The sequence below is a fragment of the Acetonema longum DSM 6540 genome (assembly GCF_000219125.1).
Taxonomy (GTDB): Bacteria; Bacillota; Negativicutes; order Sporomusales; family Acetonemataceae; genus Acetonema; species Acetonema longum.
Map to the genome: position 1 here is coordinate 12,717 of NZ_AFGF01000013.1, position 25,508 is coordinate 38,224.

Below are 25,508 nucleotides of genomic sequence, written 5' to 3' on the forward strand. Positions count from 1 at the left end.
GTCTTCACCCCCATCGCACACTTTATGCTACAGCAATACTTCTTCGGCCCAAAAAACCGGGCCATCACTGCATACTTTCTTTTTGGCGCCTGACTCCGTATTGCAGGTACACACCAGACAAGCCCCGATGCCGCAGGCCATCCGCTCTTCCAGCGAAACCTGGCAGGGGACGCGGTGCGTCCCAGCGATGGCTGTCACGGCCCGCAGCATGGGCTGCGGCCCGCAGGCGTAGATCATGTCGAAGTGCCTGGCCAGCATCTGGGGCAGAATATCTACTGTCAGACCTTTCACTCCCAGGGATCCGTCGTCGGTTGTCACGTGAATATGCTGGCAGGCATCTTTAAACAGGGGCTGCCAAAAGGTCAATTCGCCCTGAGTTCTTCCTCCCATGATGATTTCTGCCGGCAAAGGACATAAACACTGGGCCAGAAACAGCAGCGGAGCAATGCCAATCCCACCGCCAATCAATAAAGGCTTTTCGCCGCGCAAGGCAAATCCCTGCCCCAACGGGCCCAGGCAGTCCAACAAATCGACCCCTGGCTTGAGAGCGGCCAGCATGGCCGATCCCTTGCCTACGATCCGATAGATCAGAGTCAGAGTGCCGGCTTCCCGATTTACGCCGGCAATGCTGATGGGACGCCGCAGCAGCGGTTCCGGATGTCCGGCCCCTTTCACATGGACAAACTGTCCGGGTTGAGCCGTCTGGGCCAAAAGCGGCGCGGCAATCGTCATCTGTTTGATCGATGAACTCAGATCGATATGCTGCAGAATGGCAGCCTGGACGAGGAGTTTAGGCAAGCTCATCTCCTCCGCCCACATAATCTTGAATCGCCAGGGAATACACCAGGCGGCGCTCCCGGATCACGTCCAATGCTCCAAAGACCTCGCTGGCCGTGTCAATGGAGGTTAAGCAGGGTATGCCGTGCTCCACCGCCGCCCGCCGGATCTTAAACCCGTCCCGCACCGGTTCCTTGCCGCGGGTAATGGTGTTGACCACCATGTTAATTTGTCCGCCTTTGATCATATCGATGATATTGGGATTCCCCTCTTTGATTTTCGGAGCGGGTTCCACCGGTAAGCCGAGAGATTTCAGATAAGCGGCCGTTCCGGCCGTAGCCACCAGATGATAGCCCAATTCCAAACAAGTTTTGGCCAGTGCGCCAGCTTCTTCCTTATCCTTGTCAGCCACGGTGAACAGGACCCGGCCTTCTTCCGGGATGCGTACGCCGGCGCCGGTGAGAGCTTTATACAAAGCCCTCGCATAGTGGTAATCAATCCCCATAACTTCGCCGGTGGATTTCATTTCTGGCCCCAGGGAGACATCAACCCGCTGCATTTTTGCGAAAGAGAAGACCGGCGCCTTTACGGCGGTATAGGACTTTACCGGCAATAAACCAGATGCGTAACCCATGGAGCGCAGGGTTTCGCCCAAAGCCACCCGGGTGGCTATAGGAACCATGGGAACAGAAGTCACTTTGCTTAAAAAGGGAATAGTGCGGCTGGAGCGGGGGTTCACTTCGATAACATAGACCATTTCATCGACGGCGACATACTGCACATTGACAAGGCCTTTTACTCTCAATCCCAATGCCAGTTTTTTCGTATAATCCACAACTGTATCCAAAACTTTCTGGCTCAGAGTCTGAGGCGGATACACCGCGATGCTGTCACCGGAGTGGACTCCCGCTCTCTCTACGTGCTCCATGATGCCGGGAATGCATACGTCAATCCCGTCGGAAATTGCATCTACTTCCATTTCGATCCCCTGCATATATCGGTCTACCAGTACCGGATGATCCGGCGAAGCCTGCACCGCCCGGTTCATATAGTCCACCAATTCAGCTTCACTGTAGACAATCTCCATAGCGCGGCCGCCCAATACGTAAGAAGGCCGCACCACCACGGGATAGCCTATGTCGGCGGCGGCCTGCACGGCTTCTTTCGCGTTGGTGACCGTTTCTCCCCTGGGGCGGGGAATGTTCAGTTCAGTTAACAGTTGATCAAACCGTTCCCGGTCTTCCGCTTTATCAATATCCTCCACCGAGGTGCCCAGGATGCGGACGCCTCTCTGAGAAAGGGGCCCCGCCAGGTTGATGGCAGTCTGTCCGCCAAACTGGACGATGACTCCTTCGGGTTTTTCTTTATCAATGACATGCATCACATCTTCTGCGGTAAGCGGTTCGAAATAGAGCCGGTCAGCGGTGTCAAAATCAGTGCTGACTGTCTCCGGATTATTGTTCACGATAATCGACTCTATGCCCAGACGGCGCAAGGCCAGCACCGAATGAACCGAACAATAATCAAATTCGATTCCCTGGCCGATGCGGATAGGACCGGAACCCAGCACCATCACTTTGCGGCCGTTCCCCGGTTTAACCTCATCTTCCTGGGCATAAGTTGAGTAATAGTAAGGAGTAACCGCTTCAAATTCAGCGGCGCAGGTATCCACCATTTTATAGCAGGGCTTAAGGCCCCACTGCTGGCGCAATTCTACTATTTCGGCCTCTGTGCGGCCAATGCATTCGGCAATGGCCCGGTCGGCAAAGCCCATCTGCTTGGCAGCCGCCAAAAGAACCGCCTCCAAATTGTCTTTTGCCAGCCGCTTCTCCATAGTCACGATATTTTGTATCTTTTGTAAGAAGAATTTATCAATTCGGGTGACCTGATGAATTTCATCGGGCTTGAGGCCTCGCCGCAGTGCCTCGGCAATGACAAACAACCGCTCGTCATCCTTTATCGCGAGCCGGCTTCTTACTTCATCCAGGTTAAGCTTGCTCAAAGCAGGAAGGCTAAGATGATGCCGTCCGATTTCCAGCGAACGTATGGCCTTTAATAAGGCTGCTTCCAGGCTCCGGTCAATGGCCATAACTTCACCGGTGGCCTTCATTTGGGTTCCCAGCAATTTATCAGCGCCAACAAATTTATCAAAGGGCCAACGGGGAAATTTTACCACAACATAATCCAAGGCCGGCTCAAAACAAGCCATGGTTTTTTCCGTCACGGCATTTTTGATCTCGTCCAGATGATAGCCAACGGCAATTTTACTGGCCACTTTGGCGATGGGATACCCGGTGGCTTTCGAAGCCAAGGCGCTGGAGCGGCTGACCCGTGGATTAACTTCGATCACATAATAGCTGTTGCTGTAGGGGTCTAGCGCATACTGCACATTGCAACCCCCTTCAATGCCCAGGGAGCGGATAATTTTTAACGAAGCGGACCGCAGCATCTGATATTCCAGATCAGTTAGGGTTTGGGACGGTGCCACCACGATGCTGTCGCCAGTATGAATCCCTACCGGATCGATATTTTCCATGTTGCAGACGATGATGCAGTTATCAGCGGAGTCCCGGATAACCTCATACTCGATTTCTTTCCAACCCGCCACACTGCGCTCAATCAGCACCTGCCCGATAGGGCTGTGGGTCAGGCCCCGGGTGGTTACTTCCACTAATTCAATATCGTTGGTGACGAAACCGCCGCCGGTGCCGCCCAGGGTATAGGCCGGGCGGACAATCAGGGGATAACCCACCCGGGAAGCAAAGGTTTGGGCCTCCTTAATGCTTTCTACAATGGCGCTTTCAGGAACCGGCTCACCGATTTCCTGCATGGTCGCCTTAAACATTTCCCGATCTTCGGCTTTTTTGATGGCATTCAAAGGCGTTCCTAAGAGTTTCACCCCATACTTGGTCAGAACACCCCGCTCGGCCAGATTCACCGCCATATTCAGGCCGACCTGCCCGCCAAGGGTGGGCAGCAGCCCGTCCGGGCGCTCTTTGCTGATAATAGACTCGACAAAATCCGGCGTTAAAGGCTCAATATATACCCGGTCAGCCACGGTCGTATCCGTCATGATAGTGGCTGGGTTGCTGTTGACAAGAACAACTTCCAGCCCCTCTTCTTTCAATGCGCGGCAAGCCTGGGTACCGGCATAATCAAACTCGGCCGCCTGACCGATTACGATCGGGCCGGATCCTACGACCATCACTTTACGTAAATCCACATTTTTGGGCATGCCAATACCCCCTTTATTGCTTCGTATTTTCCAGGAATCGGTCAAATAGGTAGACATTGTCATCAGGGCCAGGTGCGGCTTCCGGGTGATACTGCACCGAAAACACCGGCAGACGGTTATGGCGCATCCCTTCAATGGTGCCGTCATTCACCGCCCGGTGGGTCACAGTCACATCCATCCCCTGAATGGAGGCTTCATCTACTGCATAGCCATGATTTTGCGAAGTAATGGTGACCCGGCCGGTCATCAGATCCTTGACCGGATGATTGGACCCCCGGTGACCAAACGGCAATTTATAGGTATTGCCGCCCATGGCCAGAGCCAGCAGTTGATGCCCCAGGCAAATACCGAAGATAGGGCGATAATCCAGCAGTTCTCTGATCGTGGCAATGGCTCCCGGCAGGGCTTTAGGGTCGCCAGGGCCGTTGGATAAAAACAGCCCGTCCGGATTCATTTCCATGATAGCCGCAGCTGAGGTGCCGGCCGGCACAACCGTTAAATTCATGCCGGTTTTGGCTAAGCTGTTTACTATATTCTGCTTAATACCGAAATCCATGACCACCACAGAAGGGCCTTTTCCCGGAATCTTGTACATCTGCCGGGTAGTGACGGCTGTCACCACATTCGACGGCACATCTCCCGCAAGGATGGCTTTCACCCTGGCATTGTCCGTATCCGCCGGAACAATGACTCCCTTCATGGCACCGCCGGCGCGAATCTTGCGGGTAACGGCCCTGGTATCCACGTCATATAAACAGGGTATCCCTTGTTCGTTCAAATATGCGGGGAGGGTTTCCTCCGCCTGATAGTTGCCGGGATGCTCACATAGCTGACCGATTACAAATCCCTTGGCATAGGAATGGGTCGCCTGGTTAAACGCCTGAGCTGTACCGTAATTGCCGATCAGAGGATAGGTCATAGTGATAATTTGCCCGCAATAGGAAGGATCAGTCAGAGTCTCCTGATAACCCGTCATGCCGGTATTAAAAACCACTTCTCCTAATTCAGACGAGCCATTGAGCAAGTTTCCGGGAAATTCACTGCCGTCTTCTAACACCAGTTTTCCCTTCATTTTAGCACCTCACCATTTTTCATGATTAATTCGCCGGCCACAAAGACAGCCACAGCTTTTCCTTTTAATTTTTGGCCGGAAAAGGGCGTTTTCTTTCCTTTGGTATAAAAGGTGGTTTCATCCACAACCCATTCCCGGTCTGGATCAATCAGAGTGATGTCAGCTGCCGCTCCCGGCTGCAATACACCGGCCTCCCCTCCCAGAATCCGGGCCGGACCGATGGTCATCTTCTCCAGAATCTGCGGCAAGGTGCATTGACCAGTGTGATACAAAGAGGTCAAAATCACGCCTACCGACGTTTCCAAACCAGCAAAGCCGCTGGGGGCGTAGATATACTCCATATCTTTTTCCTCGGCCGCGTGGGGCGCATGATCGGTGGCAATGGCATCAATTGTGCCGTCGTTCAGTCCTTGAATCAATGCCTGAACATGATCGGCGGAGCGCAGAGGAGGATTCACTTTAGTAGCCGTATCAAAGCCTATCACCGCTTCATCGGTCAGAGTCAGATGATGGGGTGTGGCTTCCGCCGTGACTTTAACACCGCGTTTTTTGGCCTGCCGGATGAATTCCACCGCATTGGCGGAACTGACATGGGCGATATGGAGACGGGCGCCGGTGTACTCCGCCAGCATGACATCCCGCATCACCGCAATATCCTCGGCTACTGCCGGCCGACTGCGCATTCCCAGCATGGCTGATATGGCTCCTTCGTGCATATGGCCGTCTTCTACCAGACTCTCCTCTTCCGCGTGGGAAATGACCACTTTATCAAACATATTGGCGTATAACAGCCCTGCCTGAAACAACCGGGCACTGCTTACATAATGCCCGTCATCTGAGAGGGCCACAGCTCCGGCAGCAACCATATCGCCAATTTCGGCCAATTCTTTGCCCTCTTGTCCTTTGCTCAGAGCGCCTATCGCCCTGACCCTAACGACCCCTTCGTTTTGAGCCCTCTGGATAATCCCCGATACGGCGATGGAGGAGTCTACCACCGGTTTGGTATTAGGCATGCAGGCGATGGTGGTAAAACCGCCGGCTGCAGCCGCTCGGGTGCCGGAATAAATATCTTCTTTGGCTTCCAAGCCGGGTTCACGCAGGTGGACATGCATATCGACCAGACCGGGCGCCACAATATAGCCCGTAGCATCGAATATCTCCGCCCCGGCCCCGTCAATCTTCTGCCCGATCTCTGCAATGCAACCATCTGTAATCAAGATGTCGCCGGCTATATCCATGTTTAGCGCCGGGTTGATAATGCGGCCGCCTTTAATCAACAGCTTCAATTTTCTTTCCTCCCATCAGTGCCTGAAATAGGATGGACATTCTCACCGCTACTCCGTTGGTAACCTGCTCCTGAATGACAGACTGTTCACTGTAGGCCACATCAAACGCAATCTCAAGGCCCCGGTTCATAGGGCCGGGATGTAAAATCAAAACATCCGGTTTGGCTAATTTCAGGCGGGCGTCATTGACGCCAAAGATCCTGGCATATTCGCGGGCGGAGGGGAACAGTCCCTTCTGCTGGCGTTCTTTTTGGATGCGCAAGACATTCACAACATCCGCCCCCTCCAGTGCCTCTTCCACTCTGGCATGAACCGTCACGCCCAGTTCGCCTATATCTCTGGGCATAAGAGTAGCAGGTCCGCATAGATGTACATCAGCTCCCAGCTTCTTTAAGCCCCAGATATCAGAACGGGCTACCCGGCTGTGGGTAATATCGCCGATGATCACAATCTTTTGACCTGCTATCGTACCTTTTTTTTCTCTTATAGTAAACATATCAAGCAATCCCTGGGTCGGGTGTTCATGGGCCCCGTCGCCGGCGTTGACAATGATCGGCTGCACAGCTTTAGCGGCAAAGTGAGCCGCCCCCTCCGCTGAGTGACGCATGACAATAACATCCACACCCATGGCTTCCACCGTCAACAGGGTATCCCGCAGGCTTTCCCCTTTTACCACGCTGCTGGCGCTGGTAGTGATATTGACCACATCGGCGCCTAAGTACTTGCCGGCCAGCTCAAATGAAGTTCTGGTTCTGGTGCTGGGTTCAAAAAACAGATTAATAATGGATCTGCCCCGCAATGTCGGCAGTTTTTTAATATCCCGTAAAACGATATTCTTCATTTCTTTGGCTGTTGCCAGAATCGATTCCATCGTTTCCACCGGCATGCTGCGCAGTTCTAAGATATCTTGACCGGTACTGTCTTTAGCCATACGCCTATCCTCCTAATAAAAATTGGGACTGGTGCATCAATAATTGAGAGTATAGATTTCGGACACAAGCCTGCTTCGCAGAGCTTTTTCTTTCTAAATAAAAGCCTTTTTGCACCTGCAAGGCACAAAAAGGCATAACACTACGCACAAAACGTATTTACCTTACCAGCCTCGCAGGACTAGTTTAAAGGTCTATTTAGATTTGTATACATTTTAACAGCATCCCTGAAAGATGTCAATTTATATCTTATTTTTTCGCTAAAAGGTCCGCAGCGGCGCTGCTAAGGAAAGCAACCGCTTTAAATAGAGCCTGTTCATTAAAGTCAAATTTAAAATCATGGTGTCCCGCCGTCAATTCAGTTCCCACCATTACATAGGCGGCTTGACCTCCATGCTGCTGCACCCGTTCCATAAAATAGGTGCAGTCTTCACTGCCGCCGATATTACCAGCCGGAACAAATTCATCAAACAGATTGATTCTCTCGGCTACCTGACGGACTCGTTCCACCAAAGCGGCATCATTGCCACAGCCGGCAGCGCCGCCCATTTCAGTGACCGCCACTTTCACATCATACATAGCGGCAGCCGTCTGGATGATCCGCATAGCCTCGGTATAGACATATTCATTGATGACGCTGGTAGTACCGCGAGTCTCCAGTTTCAGCAGTGCGTTTGCAGGCACCACATTGCGTCCGGTACCTGCCTGCATCACTCCCACATTGATCCGCGAAGCGCCGGCGCTGTGCCGGGAAATAGCATGCAGATTGAGAGAAGCGGTTGCTGCCGCCAGCAGGGCATTTTTCCCGTTTTCAGGCGCGGCGCCGGCATGAGCCGGGGCGCCGGTAAACACGGCGTCCAGTTTGGTGGTGGCTAAAAATCCTTCCGTTTGGCAAGCCACCTGCCCCACTCTTTTTAATGTCACGCCAAAGTGCATGCCTAACAGATAATCCACATCATCAACGATCCCTTTTACCATCATGGCCTTAGCGCCACGCACGCCTTCTTCCGCCGGCTGGAAAATCAGCTTAACGGTCCCGGCCAATTGGTCTTTCAGCCCCGCCAGAACTTCCGCTACGGCAAGCCCTACAGCGGTATGCCCGTCATGACCGCAGGCATGCATAGCATCTTTATTAACCGAAGCAAAACCTTCACGGTAAGGACGATGACTGTCTTCCTGAACCTCTACTGCATCATTGGCATCCATATCAAAGCGGAGGGCTACAGTCGGGCCAGGTTTGGCAAACCGCATCACGCCAACCACGCCGGTCTTGCCGCCCTGCATGATATTTACCCACTTGGGATTGGCCCCCTGGGCCAGGGCCCGCTCGGCGTGCTTTTTCAATTCCTGCAATGACGGTACTCCCATCATGGCAGCGGCATCAATCGCCTGATCTCCTGCCAGTACCTCATATTCCAGAGAACTCAGTGTATCAGCAACGATGGAGGCGGTACGGAACTCTGTCCAGGCGCTTTCCGCGAATTTATGAAAGTCCCGCCGCCGTTCCACTGTTTTTTTCTCTACTGCCTGCGCCAGTTTGATCACGCTTGCATCCAACATAGCCATTACCTCCCCATTTCTTTAAACCGTGCATTAATACGAAAATCATGATAAGGGCACCCTAAAGGCGCCCACTGTACAGTCCGTAATTTCTGTATGTATGCTTGTTTTTCCTGCAAAATTCAGATAAAGAAATAATTTTCCCATATTGAAATACCACTATGAAAAAAATAAAAGCGTATGGGAGATATCCTCTCTCATACGCTTCATTGCGCATATACTTTGGTGCGGTTGGTGAGATTTGAACTCACACGAGTTGCCTCGCCACCCCCTCAAGATGGTGCGTCTGCCGTTCCGCCACAACCGCGTTCAAATAACAGATTTTATGGTGCGGCCGAGTGGATTTGAACCACCACGAGGTTGCCCCCACTAGCTCCTGAGGCTAGCGCGTCTGCCGTTCCGCCACGGCCGCATCTGTCATACGACAATGAAGTAATATTAACACAAGATTGACAAAGCGTCAATACCCTTGTCTATAAAATTGTATCAAGATTTTACGGGGCAGCAAAGCCGATTTGCCAGGAATTCCAGAGCGCACCGCCATTGACCGTCGGTTGGTAGTTCACGATACTATGTTTGGTTACGCCCAACTCAGTCCGGAAATACAGAGGAATGGCTGGCCAATCTTGCAGCATCAGTTCCTGTACCCGGTAATACATTTGCTGGCGCGCCATTACATCCATTGTTTGGAAAGCCTGGTCGGTCAAATTGTCTACTTCAGGATTTCGCCAGCCGGAGTAATTCTTACCCAAGTACTGATTGTGAGGCGCGGGAATACTGCGGGAATGCCAAAGTCCTCGATTATCAGGGTCCTGTCCTAATTGCCAGGCATACATTGCCGCGTCAAACCTTCTGCCCGGCAAAACAGTAGAAAACAGCTGTTTAGAGTCTATAAAACGAAGCGAAACTTCTATGCCCAATTCTTTCAACTGCTGGGCAACAGCCTGAGCGGCAATTTCCCGAGTTTTATTGCCATTAGTAGTCATCAGGGAAATGGCCAGTTTGCGCCCATCCTTGACAAAAACATTGTCTGTTCCCAGTTTCCAGCCTGCCTGAGTAAGCGTCTCACGGGCCGCCGTCAGATTGCGAGCCGCAGGCTGAAGCGCCGGATTGCAGCCCCATGAAAAAGCAGCCTGATCCGTTGCTGCAACCGAAGCGGTTCCCTTTAAGGCGGCATTGATAATCGCCTGCCTGTCTAACCCCAGTGCAATAGCGGTTCGTACCTGAACATCCCGCAGCAGCGGAGAGTCCATATTCAAGTCCAGATGCTCCCAAACAAGGGTCGGAGAAAAAAACGAACGAACCCCGTCCATGGCTTTAATTTGTTCCAGATAGGCCAAATCAAGACCGCCGACAATATCGATCTGACCGGCTTTTAGCTGGGTCAAAAGGACATTCAGGTCGGGAATGATTCTGTAAAGGATACTGTCCAATACCGGCTTGCCTAAGTGATAGTTGTGGTTTGCATCCAGAGTGATATCCTCGCCAATACGCCATTGTTTAAAGATAAACGGCCCGGTTCCCACCGGCGCCCGGTGAAAGGCTGTTTTGGCAAAATCCGCCGATTGCAGCAAATGCTTGGGTAAAATAGCGGAAAACAGGGTCAGATAGGGAGGATACTGCTGGCGAAATTTCATTACAACAGTATATTTGTCCACTGCTTCTACCGAAAGAATCTGATCGTATCCTTCCCGCGTTACAATGTTGTTTCTAGGATTCATGATGACCTGCCAGGTAAAAACCACATCGTCAGCCGTAAACGGCACACCGTCATGCCAGAGAACATTCTGCCGCAACCGGTAGGTCACAGTACGGCCATCTGCGCTTACGCCGCCATTTTGCAGAGAAGGCACTTCCGTCGCCAGGTCGGCGAACCATTCCCCTTTGTCATTCATTCGGACTAAGCCGCTGAAAACCAGACTGGCCACTTCCTTGGCGCTGACCAGGTCAGATAACAAAGGATTTAACGTGTTGGGTTCATAGCTGCTGGCAAAGACCAGTCGCCCGCCCGGCATTACCGGGCTTTTTTTCTGAGAATCCTGAGGGGCGGACTTGTTGCTGCAGGCAGCGCTAAATATCAGCAATCCGAAAGCTAACATAATACAAAGCATCTTTTTCAATTGCAAACTACACCTCTATCTCCCATACAGGTCTTGATAACGCTGTTTATGATACAACACTTTACCAACGTATTCCCTCGTTTCTTTAAAAGGAATCTGGGAGGCATCAGAAAATCCCATGGTCCAGCCATATTTTTTCATCCATTCCTTTACATTGCCTCTCCCTCCATTGTAGGCAGCCAGCATCAAAACTTCATTGTTTTCGAATTCATGCTTTAGAGATGCCAGGTACCAGGTACCAAGGCGAATATTCATTTCCGGCTGGGTAAGGGTCTCAGGTGTAAAACCGACAGTCTTGCTTTGTTCAGCCACCCATTGGGCTGTTTCCGGCATCATTTGCATCAGGCCCAAAGCCCCTTTGGGCGACTGTGCTTCCGGTATAAATTTACTTTCCGTCCTTATGACTGCCGCTACCAGATAAGGATCCACTTCATTCTCCAATGCATAATGGTAAATGGTGCTCCGATAGAGAAAGGGGTAGAGGAAAGTCTCTTGAAACCAATCGCTGCGGTAAATGAACACCCCGCTTATCACCAAAAAAAGACACATTGTCACCAGGAGTTTCACCCGGGTGAGACCTTGCAAAATCATCCACTCCGTTATTATACTCGTTACAGAATATGTATCGGAAACTCAAAAAATGTTTTTATTTCTGTTGTTCTCCCGCCTGGTTCCGTACTCGGTTACAGGCCTGAATTACTTGCTCGCGGGTACACTCCGGCGTATCACCGTTGTCAATGACCAAGTCTGCCCTGGCCTTTTTTTCTTCCAGGCTCATCTGAGAGCCTATGCGCACCAGCGCTTCAAGATCGGAAAGGCGGTCCCGCTGCATCAGACGAGCTAACTGGGTCGCTTTACTCACATAAACAACCCAGATCTGATCCGCCATTTTGTCCCAGCCAACCTCAAACAATAAAGGTACGTCCAATACAATAATATCGTAGCCCTCATTTTTCCCCTGGGCAATACGTTCCTGTACCAGCTGCAGAATATAGGGATGAGTGGATTGTTCCAGCAGCAATTTTTTCACGGGATCATGGAAAATAATATTTCCCAGTTGTTTACGGTCAATCTGGTCATCTTCCAACAATACCGTCCGGCCAAAGTTTCCGATAATCTTGTACCAGGCCGGCTGCTGCGGCTGCACAGCCTGACGCGCCACCTCATCGGCGTCAATGACAAGTGCGCCGCATTCTTTCAAAACAGCGCTTACGCTACTTTTCCCGCTGGCAATGCCACCGGTCAGGCCAATGATAACCATCATAACCTCCTGCCTGAAGATCGGATGTAATTCTCATCTGTCACCTCGAACCCGGGGCCGTTCAAAAAGGTTCAGATGCAAGAGCAACGCCTGCGTTGCCATACTGAAGAAATTAAGTGACTTTTCGGCTTATGAGAAAACATCCGCTACAACCTATATCCCGAAAAGTAATAAATTCTAATAGCGCGACGAGGACAGGCGTGAGACTGTACATTCGCAGATACGTCGATACTAGAACGATGCAGAGCATCGTTCGATCAGGAGGAACGTAGGCCGCTTGTCGGCGTAGTCACGGGACAAATATCTGTTGCCTGTGAACCCGAAGCGACGCTTTCTGACTGAGCCCGCCCGCAGGAGGCTGAAGTGACGCAGATGGGCCTTTTTCAACGGCCCCCCTAGTGCTGGCACTGGGGGCAATAGTGCGTCCCTCTCCCTGCCGTTTCAATGCGCACTATCGTGCTGCCACATATAGGACAGGCCTGGCCTTTACGGCCATACACCCTGAGATGATGCTGATTGTGACCTTCCTGTCTATAACCGTTGCGATAATCCCGAAAGGTTGTACCGGCATTTTGTAAAGCCTGGCTAATTACCGTGTTAATGGCCTGGTGCAATGCCTCCAATTCATCTGAGTTCAGACTGTTAGCGGGACGTTCAGGATAAATTCCCGCCAATGCCAGGCTTTCATCAGCGTATATATTCCCCAGGCCGCCGATCAGTTCCTGATTGAGGAGCAATGATTTTATTTTCCCCGTGCGGCTGCGAAATATTGCGGCCAGATAGGAAACCGTGAATGGCTCTGATAACGGTTCCGGCCCGAGAGACTCAAGCCCGTGTACACGTCCCAGCTCATGATCCGGCATGACATACCAAGTGCCCAAGGTCCGGGCATCCGAATAAACCAATACCTCTTCCGAATCTAAATGCAAGCGGATGCGTTCAAACCGGTCAGTTACATGGCCGGCTTCGGCGATATATAACTGCCCGGTCATTCTCAGGTGAATAATGAGTGTAATATCCCCCTGCAAGCGCAAGAGCAAGTATTTTCCTTTTCTCTCCAGCCTGTTGATTTTCTTCTTTAAGACCCTCGCTCGAAATTCATCGGCCGAGGGCCATTTTACCAGCCGTGGCAGGAAAATATCTACTGCCGTAATCTGTTTATCGACAATATGGGATTCCAGATTGCGGCGAATCGTTTCTACTTCAGGCAACTCTGGCATTGAAATCCCTCCACATTTTATTTTGCCGCTGCCCAATTTTCCCCTGTATTAACATCCACCAGCAGCGGCACTGACAACTCTACCGTTTGTTCCATAGCCTGCTTAACCAGACTGGCTACTTCATCTTTTTCTTCTTCTGTCACTTCGAACAGCAGTTCATCGTGTACCTGTACCAGCATGCGGCTTTTGAGCCTTCTCTCTTGCATCAGGGCATATACATCCACCATGGCCTTCTTGATAATATCGGCAGCGGTCCCCTGAATCGGCGTATTCATGGCCGTTCTTTCGGCAAAAGACCGCAGGCTGAAATTGCTGTTGTTAATGTCCGGCAGGTAGCGCCGCCGGCCGAACAATGTGGATACATACCCCTGTTCCTTAGCCATGGCAACGGATTGTTCCATATACTTTTTCACGCCGGGATATCGGGAAAAATAGCTCTCAATATATAGAGCGGCTTCTTTGCGCGCAACCCCAATATCACGCGATAAACCGTAATCGCTAATCCCATAGACAATGCCGAAGTTGACCGCTTTGGCTTTGGAGCGCATCGGCGGAGTCACCTCCGCCATTGATACCCCGAATACTTCAGAAGCGGTTCTGGTATGAATATCCTGGTTTTGCCGAAAGGCGTCGATCAGGTTGGCATCGTCTGACATATGGGCTAAAACGCGCAGTTCAATCTGTGAATAATCCGCCGATAAAATCAGATTCCAATCACGTCCGGGAATAAACAATTCCCGGATACGGCGCCCTTCTTCCGTACGAACGGGGATATTTTGCAGATTGGGTTCCGAACTGCTTAACCGGCCCGTAGTAGTAACGGTTTGGTTAAAGGTAGTATGAATTCGTCCGGTAAGAGAATTCACCAGAATCCCCATGCCGTCCAGATAGGTGGATTTCAATTTGGTTAGCATCCGATAATTCAGCAGATACTCTATTACCGGGTGCCTGCCTAATAGCTTGTCCAGCACTTCCGCATCGGTAGAATAGCCGGTCTTGGTTTTTTTGATGACTGGCAGTTGCAATTTATCAAATAGCAACGCCCCTAATTGTTTCGTAGAATTCACGTTAAATTGTTCACCGGAGATGGCATAGATAGCAGCCAATAACTTTTCAATCTTGGCCGACAAATCCCGATTTATGGTTTTTAAATGTTCTGTGTCAACTGTAATGCCACCTGTCTCCATCGCTGACAGAATATCAACCAAAGGAACTTCGATATCGGCAAAGAGAGAAAATAATCCGGCCGATTCCAGGCGCTGTCTAAAAACAGGGTACAAGGCTTCGATGGTGCGAGCAGCCCAGACGGCAAAATCAGAAGACTGACTGTCGCCAGCCGTAACATTTGCCATCTGTGAGAGGTATTGGTGACTTAATACATTCAATGAATAGTCAGTGGCAGAGGGCTCAATCAGATAAGCGGCAATAATGGTGTCAAAGGCCAGATGACGGCATGGCGCCCCCATCTGACGGCAACTATTCAATAGTTGTTTCCCGTCATGGGTCATTTTAGCCACAGACGAATCCGCCAGTAAGGAAAGGATCCCATCCCAGCAGGCAGAATCAGCGGGCACATATACTGCCTGGCCCTGACAGCTGACAGCCATGCCATCCACTGTCAGAGCCGGAACCGCTCCGCTCACGACTGGAAATACCGCCAGGCAAGAATCAGTCCTTAGACTTTTCCGTATCTCCGCTAAATCTTCAGCAGAAACGGCAATTTGGGCAGTTGGCAGACTATGCTCCTCAAGGGCCGGGATAGTTTTGCCGGCGGTCAGGCCTGTCAGGCGGGGAATAAGGCTTTGAAACTCCAGCAGAATAAACAGTTCCTGCAATTTGGCCATATCCGGCTGGAACTTATAGCTTTCGGCCTCAAAGGCAAGGGGCATATCACAGACAATCGTAGCTAATTTTTTGGATAACAAGGCAATTTCAACACTGTTTGCCAGAGTCTCCTGCAGCTTTTTCCCCGATACCTGATCCAGATGCTGCAGCACAGCTTCCATATCACCGAATTGCTGCAGTAATTTCAGTGCGGTCTTTTCGCCGATCCCGGCTACGCCCGGGATGTTGTCGGAAGGGTCTCCCATGAGGCCTTTCATATCGATAAATTGTTTGGGAGTTATACCATACTTAGCGAAAAAGGTTTCCGGGTTAAAAACTTCCAAATCCGTAATCCCTTTACGGGTAAGCATGACCTGTACGCCGGGTTTAACCAACTGTAACGCATCTTTGTCTCCGGTTACGATCAGCACATCAAACCCATGTTGTTCTGCCTGACAAGCTACAGTGCCAATAATGTCATCCGCCTCATATCCGGCTTCTTCTAGAACTTTGATGCCAAAGGCCTCAACCAAGCGGCGCACATAGGAAAACTGCTCGGCCAGTTCAGAAGGAGTCGCCTGGCGATGGGCTTTATAGGCCTGGTAGAATTCATTGCGAAAGGTAATCCTGCTCTTATCAAAGGCGACAGCCACGGCATCGGGCTTTACATTTTCCAACAGCTTCAGCAACATGGTGGTAAAACCGTATACAGCGTTAGTATAAATACCGCCGGCCGTTGAAAGAATCGGTAAGGCGTAAAAAGCGCGATGAACTAAACTGCTGCCGTCAATAATCATAAATTTCGTGGACATAAACCCACCTCATACCTCATTGTTACTCGCTAACTTTTTATATATTGGCTGTCCGTCGGGAAAACCCTTTATAGTTTATTGTCTGCCCCTGTTTTTCTATGCGCTCACAGAAAAAGACGGAAACTAATCGTTTCCGCCCTGAGGGTAAGTCAGTTCAACGCTTCGGGCTGCTTCGTTCCAATAAACATATGCTTGAAAATATTCAAATATATGAGTAATGGGAATATAAGGCTGACCGTTAACCATTTCAACCGGAACCCGCCGTCCGCGTATCGTGAGTGTGAGGGTTTCCGCATCCCAGCTGATTTTTTGCCCCAGTGCCTGAGCCAGAGGCAGCACCGGGACGCTGGGCACCTTCCCCATGTGTGGTGGTTCTCCGTTCATTGGGATTCCGTTTAGAAACCATGTTAATATTTCCATTTCAATTGTATTGGTATCAGGTCGGTATTGCTGCTGTCCGCCAAACAAAACAGGAATATTTTCCGAGGCTACGTACAGCACCCCTCCTCTTATTTTTCCGCTGGCAAACCGGGATCCCCAACGGACCAACTGGTTCTTTGCATCCCAGGTGATCGCCGTCCTCATTTCATTAGCTACCTCCTTTACCGGCACATACTTGACTTCTCCGGTGGAAAAGCCCTTGGGACCAAGCTGCTTACCGTTCAGCATCAACTGATGGAAATATGCCAATATTATCTGATGTTCTGTTCCGGTTTTCATCAGATTCTGAATGTCTCTCTCTGTCAGCAAACCGCCGCAACCGGACTCTTCCAATTTCTTCACTACATCATCTGGGGTAATACTACGGTAATTGTATAAATCGGGATAGATGCTGAGAGTGGCTTTTCCCCGCCGGTCTATGCATATCCGTATGCGCTCATATGTGATGCTGACCGAAGTGCCCAATGATACCATTTCAAACAATTCTTCCACATCCGGCTCACGCATGCGTATGCATCCGTTAGAAACAGCCAAACCAATGGACCAGGGAGCATTGGTGCCATGAATACCGTAAGCGGGCAGAAACTCTATCCAGCGGTATCCCAGAGGGTTATGGGGGCCCGACGGAACCGCCTGGCCGCCATTTGGAGGATACCACCAGGGATTTACGTCCAAGCTTGTAATCTTAAACTGCCCTAACGGAGTTGGTGTTAAAGGGCTTCCAATGGCTACCGGATACTGTTTGACAAAATCGCCGCAATAATACTCTAACGTTCGACTGGGGAGATTCACTATGATTTTCTTTTCTGATGTTTGCGCCATAGCAGACGTCATTCCTAAAATAACATACAAAAATATCCCCAAAAGAAAAAAACATCGCCCCATCCGCATAGAGAAATCCCTTCTTTGCTAAAGTATTTTAGCAGTAATAACATATATGTGGGATACTCTATGCCTATGACACGATGTTAAATTATGTCACACGAAGTTACTGAAGGTTAAGAATTTGTTGATACGTAGTAGATAGTTGCCGTTTTTGCGATTCCACCAGTGGTAAATAAACCAAGACCTTGGTCCCTTTCCCGGTAGAAGTAATGTGAATGAACCCCTTATGCTCATGAATGATTCTATGAGCAATGGGCAGCCCCAAGCCCATGCGGTCCAACTTCGTTGTATAGAACGGCTCAAATATTTTATGCAGTATATGGGGAGTAATGCCGCTGCCCGTATCGGTTACGGAAACAACCATCATATTGGAATCAGAATGGATCCATGTTCTGATTCCCAGCTGCCCGGCGTCAGGCATGGCTTCTACCGCATTCTGCATAATGTTGACCATTGCCTGTTTTAAGAGGTTGCTGTCCGCGCTAATATGCGGTATAGAAGCCGCAAGCTGTTTATCAATTTCAATGTTTTCTCCGCCCAGTTCCTTAAATGTCAACAATAAGCTCTCTTCCACAATCTTATTGACATCAACCCCCGGCTCTCTCTGCACAGGCGGTTTGGCAAATAAGACAAGCTCCTTGACCACATTATTGATATAGGACACTTCGCCCAAGAGCATTTCTAACACATCGCGCCGCACCATATACTGGTCATTTTCCAGTCTGTTGAGCATGACCTGCAGGTACCCGCCGATCGTGGTTAACGGAGTGCGGACATGATGGGCGACTCCGGCTGCTAATTCGGCCATGGCCATTAATAATTGGGTGGTCTGGATTTGTTTCAGAGTCGAACGCACATTGGAAACGTCCTGTAACATGACAATCATACCGGTCATTTCTCCTGCCGGTTTTTTCAATTTTACCGCATCAACATGAATGAATCTAACTTGCTCGCCTGTCGTTAACCGAATATTATTGGTAAAATATTCGTTGCGGGCAGCATCTTGAAAAAATTGCAAGAAAGCATTGCTATGGCGAAAGACTTGATCTGTTCGGTGCCCAATCACTTTGGATCGTTCCAGAGAACATAGCTTTTCTGCTTCTCCGTTGATATTGCGTATCTTCATCCCTTTATCCACGTATATGATACCGGTTTTAGCCATATTGCAAAATTCTTTATGCTCATCTTCTTTTACTAGGCTTATAGCCGGAAAATTCAGGGCCTCACTGGTAAACACAATTCGCCAGCTCCTTTCCTGAGGCGTTTTTATTATTTATACTATTTAATGTTCTTGTAAATTATTGTAATTCCTCCTAATTTTGGTCATATAGTTTTCGTAAAAAATCGACATAATATAAAAATAATCATAATAAGATCATATATTTCGTTATATTAATTCCTATTCATTTTTATAATCCAATACAATTAAAATTTTATAACCTGTGATTTAACACTAATTCCGCTATTTATTTCAAGTGTTTTCGCGGTTTACCCGTAGCAAATTCCTTTATTTTCCATTTTAATGTAAATTGTAAATATTATTACTTTTTTTTACATATTTTATATAATTATATAATTGTTATGTAGCTAAATACTCTACATTTTTGATATAATAAAAATATCCATTTTTTAACACAGGGAAGTGATCCGGTTGCTGTTTTGGGAAGAACCCGAAAGATTATCAAAATCACGGATCCAGCGTAAGCAAGCGCAAAAGCGCCAGGAACAATTGAGTTTTTGGCTGTTGATCGGATCGGCATTTTGCTTTGCCGTCTTATCTACTTTGATCCTATATATAATCAATAGCTTTTTTCCGGCTTTTTGGCAGAGCAGCACACTCAACTAAAGGCATCCCTCTCGTAAAAAGCAGAACCAGCTTGACCCCTTGCAAGCTGGTTCTGCTTTTAGTCTCATTGACTTATTTGCTATGTGTTACTTTTTCACTTTTGTCTGCAGCCTAGGCAATTTTTAACGCCTTGATCCAACGAACTCCATATTATTACACTTTCTAGATGATTCAATAGATGATACATTAAACTATTCAGTATCCTATAAAAAAGATTTCGCTAATAGCGAAATCTTTTTCCTGTCACTATTATATTACCTCAGCCACATATAGTTCAGGACTGTTATGATAATTAATCCTGACAACCCGGCTAATTGTCTGGTTGTTCTCATCCAGAGTAAGCCGAACCACCGGCTTGGTCTTAGCCTCATCCAAATGATCGATAACAACACCGATCTGCCTGTTGTTCAGGCGGACATTTGCTCCCAGTGGGAAGGCAACTACCTTTTTCATAAAGTGGGTGACAATTTCATGGTCAAAATATACCCCGGCCGTTTTGGCAATCAGCGCTACTGTGTCGTATACCGGAATCGCCTTACGGTAGGGGGTTTTCGCTGTCATAGCTGTATAAACATCGGCGACAGCCACAATACGGGCAAATTCGTGTATTTCTTTTTCTCTGAGACCCCGCGGATAACCGCTGCCATCAAACCGCTCGTGATGCTGCCATGCACAGTTGGCTGCCATCAAACTAATGTCCGGGTTCTGCCGGAGCAGTTCATAGCCCAATTCGGTATGTTTTTTCACTTCCCGCGTTTCTTCAATGGTTAATTTCCCTGGTTTGTTGACAATGGCAGCCGGAATCTGCAGCATCCCGGTATCATGCAGCAATGATCCGACACCCAGTTCCCGCAACCGGGACCTGTCGAACTCCATATCTATAGCGATTAACATAGAAATAAAAAAAACATTGATCGAATGCTCAAAAAGATAATCGTTATAATTGCGCAGGGCGATAAAAACAGGCTGAATATCTTTGCGCTGGCAAAGTTCATCTAATAAGACCAGTACCTGTTCTTTCTCCTTAAAAATGTCTACATGCTTGCCAACACTGATGCCATTGACAATATTATATGCTTCCAGTAAAACGTTAAAACGGACATCCTGCGCCGAACGGTCAGTATCCTCAATAACCTCTGTGCCGGCTTCCTCGACATAAATATGACGGACTATCTCTTGTAGCCGTTTGATATGAAACTCCGTTATTTCGGTGCCGGCGCTCAGAATAGTTTGTCCGTCGGTGCCGAAAACCGGCTGTACCAATTTAAGACCTGGTATGGCATTTTCTATCAATATACGTCGCATAAATAACCTCCTATTTTATTGCTTACGATATTGGTGTATCAGCATCTGTGCATCAAGCCAAAATCCGATCATAAATAATAACTATTTACGTTTTTTCTTTTAGAAACTCCTGCTAACAAAATACGATCGTCTCACCGTTTTTTTAGGGGAATTCACCGGTTATTTTTCCCTGCCTGCAAGGTTGGCACAATGCGATTAAACGCTGAAACCCAGAATTCACGTTCACTGTCAAGCGTAATCAAAACAATAGCTGAAGTATGATTACGGCTATTAAATATATACATCTTTCCACATAAAGGAAAAAGAAAATCCTAGTGAGTAATCAAAAAACGGGCACTGCCTGAGTATGCCTGTTTTTTATTTACCGTTATAAATTCAAATGGCGGAACTTCCAGAATTTTAAAACCTGCCCCTGTTTTAGGGTCATTAAACTGCCATTGACTTATATTGTTATTAATAGAATCATGCAGTAAAATCGCCTGGTTTTTTTGCTGCAGGGTAACCTGTTGGGAGAAATAATCCTCGCCTGGCTTGATCGTGCGTTTGTCCTGCAGGGCCAGCAGCCAAGCCAAATGATATGAATTTCCGTCATTCAACGATAATTGGAATGCGGCAAAATCAATGCCGTTCACGTCTAATCCATTTTTGTTTCCACCAGGGAAATTCAATGCAGCTTGAGACTGGTTATCTAAAGATTGCTCCTTCCGAGCGTTCAATAATTCTCTTAATGAGGTAAACTCTGCAGCCTGAAATGCTTTGGGAACTTTAAAAACCCCAAACATAGGGTATGCCCCATTCCTTAACTTCATCAGGATAATAGAAGCAAAAACCATATTTGCCGGTCACTAGCCAAATAATGCCACAAACTATAACCTGTATCAGCCGTCTTTCACCACGTGAATTCTCAATCTGGCAGCTCCTTTCCGGCTCATGGATTAAACAGCAAATACCCTGCTAACCAACAATAAACTATCAAAAATACATTTCCAGCACCTCAATATATGCACGAAAAAGATAATTATGCTTTTCAAAAATTTGTCCATGGTGATGCAATAATTTAATGTATCTTCGTCAAAGAATTTCGATTTCCCTTCACACGAATCGCAGTTGTTCATCTGTAAAGAATTATCACCAATGCAAAATAATATTCACTTGCTTTTTGGGTAAATTTCTCATATAATAGATAAATATTAAATGCTAATGGGGCGTCGCCAAGTCGGTAAGGCACGGGACTTTGACTCCCGCATGCGTTGGTTCGAGTCCAGCCGCCCCAGCCACTAGAATAAAAAAAGTCCTCGCAATGCAGTGAGGACTTTTTGTTATGCCTGATTTTACGCTACTCTTACTCTTCTTCTGTTACTTTATCTTTTTTCGCTCCGGCAATAATTGTTTCGGCGATACGCTGGGGAACTTCTTCATAATGAGAAAAATTCATATCGAAACTGCCTCGCCCTTGAGTCAGTGAGCGGAGATGAATGGCGTAATTAAACACCTCTGACAGGGGGACCTGAGCCTTTACGGCCGACATACCTTTTCCGTTAGGTTCCATGCCCTGAATCCGTCCCCGTTTACCGTTAAGATCTCCTACGACATCGCCCATATAGGTTTCCGGAACTAAAACGTCCATTTGGTAGATAGGTTCCAGCAGAACCGGCTTCGCCTGCAGCGCACCTTTGCGCAAGGCCATGGTACTGGCAATTTTAAATGCCATTTCGGAGGAATCAACCGTATGGTAAGAGCCATCGGTCAGAGTTACCTTTACATCTACCATGGGATATCCCGCCAGAATGCCGCCTGCCAAGGCATCTCGCACTCCTTTTTCCACTGCCGGAATATATTGTCTGGGCACAGCGCCGCCAAAAATCGCATCGACAAATTCAAAATCACCGCCAGACGAAAGTGGTTCGAGCTGCAGCCAGACGTGTCCGTACTGGCCATGACCGCCGCTCTGCTTTTTGTGTTTTCCTTCGATTTTTACATTGCCCCGAATGGTTTCACGATAAGGAATCTTAGGAGTACTGAGTTTGATTTCAACGCCAAACTTGCGTTTCATCCGCTCAGCCATAATATCCAATTGCAATTCACCTGTTCCGGTCACTAACAGCTGCCTGGTTTCGGCATCTTTGCGAACCCGCAATGTCGGATCTTCATCAGTCAGGCGGCCCAGGGCACTGCCGATTTTATCCTCATCCCCCTTGTTTTTAGGCTCGATGCACATGGTGAACATCGGCTTAGGATACTCCATCCCAGGATAAATAACCGGCTTATCCTTATCACAAAGAGTATCGCCGGTACCGGACTCCTGAAGTTTGGCAACCACAACAATATCTCCGGCGTTGGCAACTGGCATAGGGTCCTGATTTTTGCCCCGCAGGGCGAAAAGGCTGCCCAATCGTTCCATTTTATCTTTGGAGGCATTATAGATGGTGCTGTCAGGCTTTAACTGACCCGAGAGCACACGAATATAACTGAGCCGCCCGACAAATGGATCAGCCGTTGTCTTAAACACCAAAGCGGAAAACGGATCGCTGACCTTTCTTTCCACTGTTTCCTGGGTTAAGGGGTGTTTGCCGACACTCACTTTGGCCGCAGGCGAAGCAATGTTATCTACAATCAAATTTAACAGCTGAAAAACACCGATATTTTTCATCGCTGAACCGCACAGCACAGGATAAAACTTGCCTTGCATAATTCCTTTATGCAGTCCTGTGCTGATTTCCTGTTCCGTCAGCTCTTCACCCTCTAAATACTTGGTAAGCAGCTCATCATCTGTTTCAGCCACCGCTTCAAGCATAGCCTGTCTGGCTTCCTGGGCTTGGTCGCCCATATCCGACGGAATATCAGTCTCATTATACTGACTGCACTGGCTATTAACCGGGACCAACGCTTTCATTTTAACGAGATCAACAATCCCCTTAAAGACAGACTGAGCTCCAATCGGTAACTGAACAGGCACTATGTGTCCGCCAAGCTTTTCTTTCATGGAATTCAGGACGCTATAAAAATCTGCATTTTCCCGGTCCATTTTATTAATAAAAGCAATACGCGGTAAATGTAAATCATTCGCATATTGCCATACTTTCTCAGTTTCGACTTCAACCCCCGATGCGGCGCATAGTACCACCAAAGCTGCGTCAACAGCGCTGAGAGATCCCTTGACTTCAGCCACAAAATCAGCATAACCCGGAGTGTCGACGATATTTATTTTTTGTCCATTCCATTCACAGGGCGCCAGGGCTGCGCTAATCGTAACCTTTCGGCGTATTTCTTCCGGTTCAAAATCCGTTGTGGATGTTCCGTCATCAACCTTTCCCAAACGATTGACCGCCCCGGAACTAAAGAGCATTGCCTCGGTCAGGGAAGTCTTACCTGCCCCCCCATGGGCAATGATGCCGACATTTCTGATGTTTTCACTTTTGTACTCTTTCAAAATCGGTTCCCTCCTTGCAATGTGATTTTATTATGAAATGTCTCATTGGACGTATCAACCTGCTGTGAAAATTCTCTGCCAACTTGGAATATTCCTTCTTTTTAAGCCAAAAATAATAACCCCCAAACTGATATTTGGCGGTTATTATTCTTGGTTACTTTTGGTTATTCTTGTAAAACAGCCGCAATAGTTTTCGTAGCGGCAGTGGCAATGATACAATATAAAACTTCAAATTCACCGTATCCGCCCCCTTTGACCACAAAGCTATAGTAAAGTATATGAACACAGCGATCAGGGGGTGACGGTTACTTACAGCTGCCGCACCTGTTACCGGAACAAGAACTGCATCCCGAACCGCCAGCGCGACCCGTTCCGGCAAATTGGGAAATTAATTTTTGTAGGTTATTATGCCCGCATTTTGGGCAAATAACCGAATGGGGCGCATTGTTCCATTCTATCCCACATATTTTTTCAAATTGGGCATGGCAGTCCAAGCACTTAAATTCATACAGCGGCATGGCCTTCACCTTCCACGCGGAATAAAATAAAGCACAGATCAGACAACCGGTTTAACAGTACCAACACTTGTTCATTGACCAATTCTTCCCGGGCAAGGGACCAAACCAGACGTTCAGCCCGGCGTGTAACTGTCCGGGCCAAATTAATAGCGGCAGCAGCCCGGTTATCCCCGGCAATCACGAATTGCTTCAAAGGTGGCAATTGGGTGTCATAAGCATCAATAATCTGTTCGACCCGGCCCACCTGCTCCGCCGTGATCCGGTTCGGGGCTTCCCCGACACTGGCCAGGTCAGCCATTAAAGACCACAGTAACTTTTGTATTTCATAAATGGTAGCCGCCACATCTTTCGATTGACAAAGAGAGCGTGCCACTCCCAGGGCAGCATCCATTTCGTCTACTGTCCCGTAGGCTTCTACCCGGAGGCTGTCTTTAGAGACGCGTTGGCCGGTAAAGAGTCCGGTTGTTCCTTTATCGCCAGTTTTGGTGTAAATTTTCACCCGGATTTCCCCCCTTCTTCAAACAACTAATCTAGCCGATTAATTTCCTTTTCATCAAAATAGATTTTAATTTCACGAATGGCGCTCAGCTCACTGTCTGAGCCATGGATTACATTATGACCGATAGTAAGGGCGTAGTCGCCGCGGATGGTCCCCGGCAGCGCATCAACCGGATTGGTTGTGCCCATCATGGTACGGACTACTTTTATGGCTTGATTTCCTTTCACTACCATGGCCACAATGGGGCCTGATGTAATAAAATCTACCAATCCGTCAAAAAACGGTTTCCCTTGATGCTCTTCATAATGAATCGCGGCTCTTTCCCTGGAGAGATGCAACATTTTCAGAGCGATAATTTTTAATCCCCGCCGTTCGAAGCGGCTGATGATATCGCCGATAATCCCTTTTTGCACTCCATCCGGTTTAACCAACACCAGAGTGGTGCTTTCCATAGTCAAATCCATAACAAACCTCCCCATGTGTATTTA

Annotated in this window: 19 protein-coding genes and 3 tRNA genes; 1 reads left to right on the forward strand and 21 read right to left on the reverse strand. The window is 48.5% G+C overall.

Translation table 11 applies throughout. The features are described 5' to 3' along the window. Positions 1 to 27: 27 nt before the first annotated feature. The 17 genes from ALO_RS01045 to ALO_RS01130 form a co-directional block, all read right to left on the reverse strand. Positions 28 to 798, reverse strand: a complete 771-nt coding sequence (locus ALO_RS01045) for a dihydroorotate dehydrogenase electron transfer subunit (RefSeq protein ID WP_004091914.1) — start codon at positions 796 to 798, stop codon at positions 28 to 30. Next, a complete protein-coding gene (gene carB, locus ALO_RS01050; protein WP_004091915.1) occupies positions 791 to 4,012 on the reverse strand; it encodes a carbamoyl-phosphate synthase large subunit in 3,222 nt (1,073 codons plus the stop codon). Before carB ends, ALO_RS01045 begins: the two co-directional genes overlap by 8 nt. A 13-nt stretch (positions 4,013 to 4,025) precedes the next feature. After that, positions 4,026 to 5,084 (reverse strand): glutamine-hydrolyzing carbamoyl-phosphate synthase small subunit, encoded by a 1,059-nt coding sequence (carA, locus tag ALO_RS01055; protein WP_004091916.1) that lies wholly within the window; start codon positions 5,082 to 5,084, stop codon positions 4,026 to 4,028. Further along, the gene (locus ALO_RS01060; RefSeq protein ID WP_004091917.1) at positions 5,081 to 6,370 is read right to left on the reverse strand and encodes a dihydroorotase; all 1,290 of its coding nucleotides are present in this window, start codon (positions 6,368 to 6,370) and stop codon (positions 5,081 to 5,083) included. Before ALO_RS01060 ends, carA begins: the two co-directional genes overlap by 4 nt. Next, positions 6,354 to 7,301: an aspartate carbamoyltransferase catalytic subunit gene (locus tag ALO_RS01065; protein WP_004091918.1), complete on the reverse strand. Its 948-nt coding sequence runs from the start codon at positions 7,299 to 7,301 to the stop codon at positions 6,354 to 6,356. Before ALO_RS01065 ends, ALO_RS01060 begins: the two co-directional genes overlap by 17 nt. A 247-nt stretch (positions 7,302 to 7,548) precedes the next feature. Beyond that, the gene (locus ALO_RS01070) at positions 7,549 to 8,859 is read right to left on the reverse strand and encodes an amidohydrolase (RefSeq protein ID WP_004091920.1); all 1,311 of its coding nucleotides are present in this window, start codon (positions 8,857 to 8,859) and stop codon (positions 7,549 to 7,551) included. 223 nt (positions 8,860 to 9,082) lie between these two features. Next, positions 9,083 to 9,166 (reverse strand) — tRNA-Leu (locus ALO_RS01075). 19 nt (positions 9,167 to 9,185) lie between these two features. Next, positions 9,186 to 9,271, reverse strand: a tRNA-Leu gene (locus tag ALO_RS01080). An 82-nt stretch (positions 9,272 to 9,353) separates the two neighbouring features. Beyond that, positions 9,354 to 10,958 carry a peptide ABC transporter substrate-binding protein gene (locus ALO_RS01085; RefSeq protein ID WP_238528187.1) on the reverse strand — a complete coding sequence of 535 codons (1,605 nt, stop codon included), beginning with the start codon at positions 10,956 to 10,958 and terminating at the stop codon, positions 9,354 to 9,356. 36 nt (positions 10,959 to 10,994) lie between these two features. Further along, positions 10,995 to 11,570, reverse strand: coding sequence for a lytic transglycosylase domain-containing protein (locus tag ALO_RS01090; protein ID WP_004091924.1), 576 nt, complete (start codon positions 11,568 to 11,570; stop codon positions 10,995 to 10,997). Positions 11,571 to 11,625: 55 nt separating this feature from the next. Further along, positions 11,626 to 12,243 (reverse strand): dephospho-CoA kinase, encoded by a 618-nt coding sequence (gene coaE / locus ALO_RS01095; protein ID WP_004091926.1) that lies wholly within the window; start codon positions 12,241 to 12,243, stop codon positions 11,626 to 11,628. Positions 12,244 to 12,635: 392 nt separating this feature from the next. Next, positions 12,636 to 13,460 carry a bifunctional DNA-formamidopyrimidine glycosylase/DNA-(apurinic or apyrimidinic site) lyase gene (mutM, locus tag ALO_RS01100; protein ID WP_004091928.1) on the reverse strand — a complete coding sequence of 275 codons (825 nt, stop codon included), beginning with the start codon at positions 13,458 to 13,460 and terminating at the stop codon, positions 12,636 to 12,638. Between the two features lie 17 nt (positions 13,461 to 13,477). Then, the gene (gene polA, locus ALO_RS01105) at positions 13,478 to 16,096 is read right to left on the reverse strand and encodes a DNA polymerase I (RefSeq protein ID WP_004091930.1); all 2,619 of its coding nucleotides are present in this window, start codon (positions 16,094 to 16,096) and stop codon (positions 13,478 to 13,480) included. A 123-nt stretch (positions 16,097 to 16,219) separates the two neighbouring features. Next, positions 16,220 to 17,359: a L,D-transpeptidase family protein gene (locus tag ALO_RS01110; protein ID WP_169313112.1), complete on the reverse strand. Its 1,140-nt coding sequence runs from the start codon at positions 17,357 to 17,359 to the stop codon at positions 16,220 to 16,222. 166 nt (positions 17,360 to 17,525) lie between these two features. Then, positions 17,526 to 18,659 carry a two-component system sensor histidine kinase NtrB gene (locus ALO_RS01115; RefSeq protein WP_004091932.1) on the reverse strand — a complete coding sequence of 378 codons (1,134 nt, stop codon included), beginning with the start codon at positions 18,657 to 18,659 and terminating at the stop codon, positions 17,526 to 17,528. Positions 18,660 to 19,517: 858 nt separating this feature from the next. Then, on the reverse strand, positions 19,518 to 20,573 hold the full coding sequence (locus ALO_RS01125; RefSeq protein WP_004091937.1) for an HD-GYP domain-containing protein: 1,056 nt from the start codon (positions 20,571 to 20,573) through the stop codon (positions 19,518 to 19,520). A gap of 311 nt (positions 20,574 to 20,884) precedes the next feature. Beyond that, positions 20,885 to 21,355 (reverse strand): hypothetical protein, encoded by a 471-nt coding sequence (locus ALO_RS01130; RefSeq protein ID WP_004091939.1) that lies wholly within the window; start codon positions 21,353 to 21,355, stop codon positions 20,885 to 20,887. A 419-nt stretch (positions 21,356 to 21,774) separates the two neighbouring features. Between ALO_RS01130 and ALO_RS01135 the strand changes: the two genes are divergently transcribed. After that, positions 21,775 to 21,850, forward strand: a tRNA-Gln gene (locus tag ALO_RS01135). A 65-nt stretch (positions 21,851 to 21,915) separates the two neighbouring features. Here the strand turns inward: ALO_RS01135 and fusA are convergent. The 4 genes from fusA to ndk form a co-directional block, all read right to left on the reverse strand. Further along, on the reverse strand, positions 21,916 to 24,003 hold the full coding sequence (gene fusA / locus ALO_RS01140) for an elongation factor G (protein WP_004091946.1): 2,088 nt from the start codon (positions 24,001 to 24,003) through the stop codon (positions 21,916 to 21,918). 305 nt (positions 24,004 to 24,308) lie between these two features. Continuing rightward, positions 24,309 to 24,521, reverse strand: a complete 213-nt coding sequence (locus ALO_RS23710; protein WP_072031797.1) for an FmdB family zinc ribbon protein — start codon at positions 24,519 to 24,521, stop codon at positions 24,309 to 24,311. After that, a complete protein-coding gene (locus tag ALO_RS01145) occupies positions 24,508 to 25,020 on the reverse strand; it encodes a cob(I)yrinic acid a,c-diamide adenosyltransferase (protein WP_004091948.1) in 513 nt (170 codons plus the stop codon). Before ALO_RS01145 ends, ALO_RS23710 begins: the two co-directional genes overlap by 14 nt. 26 nt (positions 25,021 to 25,046) lie before the next feature. Next, a complete protein-coding gene (ndk, locus tag ALO_RS01150; RefSeq protein WP_004091950.1) occupies positions 25,047 to 25,484 on the reverse strand; it encodes a nucleoside-diphosphate kinase in 438 nt (145 codons plus the stop codon). Positions 25,485 to 25,508 lie beyond the last annotated feature (24 nt).

Coding starts and splice junctions, on each gene's coding strand:
- coaE (WP_004091926.1), bottom strand. CDS start 12,243: ATGATGGTTATCATTGGCCTGACCGGTGGCATTGCCAGCGGGAAAAGT.
- ALO_RS01090 (WP_004091924.1), bottom strand. CDS start 11,570: ATGATTTTGCAAGGTCTCACCCGGGTGAAACTCCTGGTGACAATGTGT.
- carA (WP_004091916.1), bottom strand. CDS start 5,084: ATGAAGGGAAAACTGGTGTTAGAAGACGGCAGTGAATTTCCCGGAAAC.
- ALO_RS01085 (WP_238528187.1), bottom strand. CDS start 10,958: ATGTTAGCTTTCGGATTGCTGATATTTAGCGCTGCCTGCAGCAACAAG.
- ndk (WP_004091950.1), bottom strand. CDS start 25,484: ATGGATTTGACTATGGAAAGCACCACTCTGGTGTTGGTTAAACCGGAT.
- carB (WP_004091915.1), bottom strand. CDS start 4,012: ATGCCCAAAAATGTGGATTTACGTAAAGTGATGGTCGTAGGATCCGGC.
- ALO_RS01065 (WP_004091918.1), bottom strand. CDS start 7,301: ATGGCTAAAGACAGTACCGGTCAAGATATCTTAGAACTGCGCAGCATG.
- ALO_RS01110 (WP_169313112.1), bottom strand. CDS start 17,359: ATGGCGCAAACATCAGAAAAGAAAATCATAGTGAATCTCCCCAGTCGA.
- ALO_RS01125 (WP_004091937.1), bottom strand. CDS start 20,573: ATGCGACGTATATTGATAGAAAATGCCATACCAGGTCTTAAATTGGTA.
- mutM (WP_004091928.1), bottom strand. CDS start 13,460: ATGCCAGAGTTGCCTGAAGTAGAAACGATTCGCCGCAATCTGGAATCC.
- ALO_RS01130 (WP_004091939.1), bottom strand. CDS start 21,355: ATGTTTGGGGTTTTTAAAGTTCCCAAAGCATTTCAGGCTGCAGAGTTT.
- polA (WP_004091930.1), bottom strand. CDS start 16,096: ATGTCCACGAAATTTATGATTATTGACGGCAGCAGTTTAGTTCATCGC.
- ALO_RS01070 (WP_004091920.1), bottom strand. CDS start 8,859: ATGTTGGATGCAAGCGTGATCAAACTGGCGCAGGCAGTAGAGAAAAAA.
- ALO_RS23710 (WP_072031797.1), bottom strand. CDS start 24,521: ATGCCGCTGTATGAATTTAAGTGCTTGGACTGCCATGCCCAATTTGAA.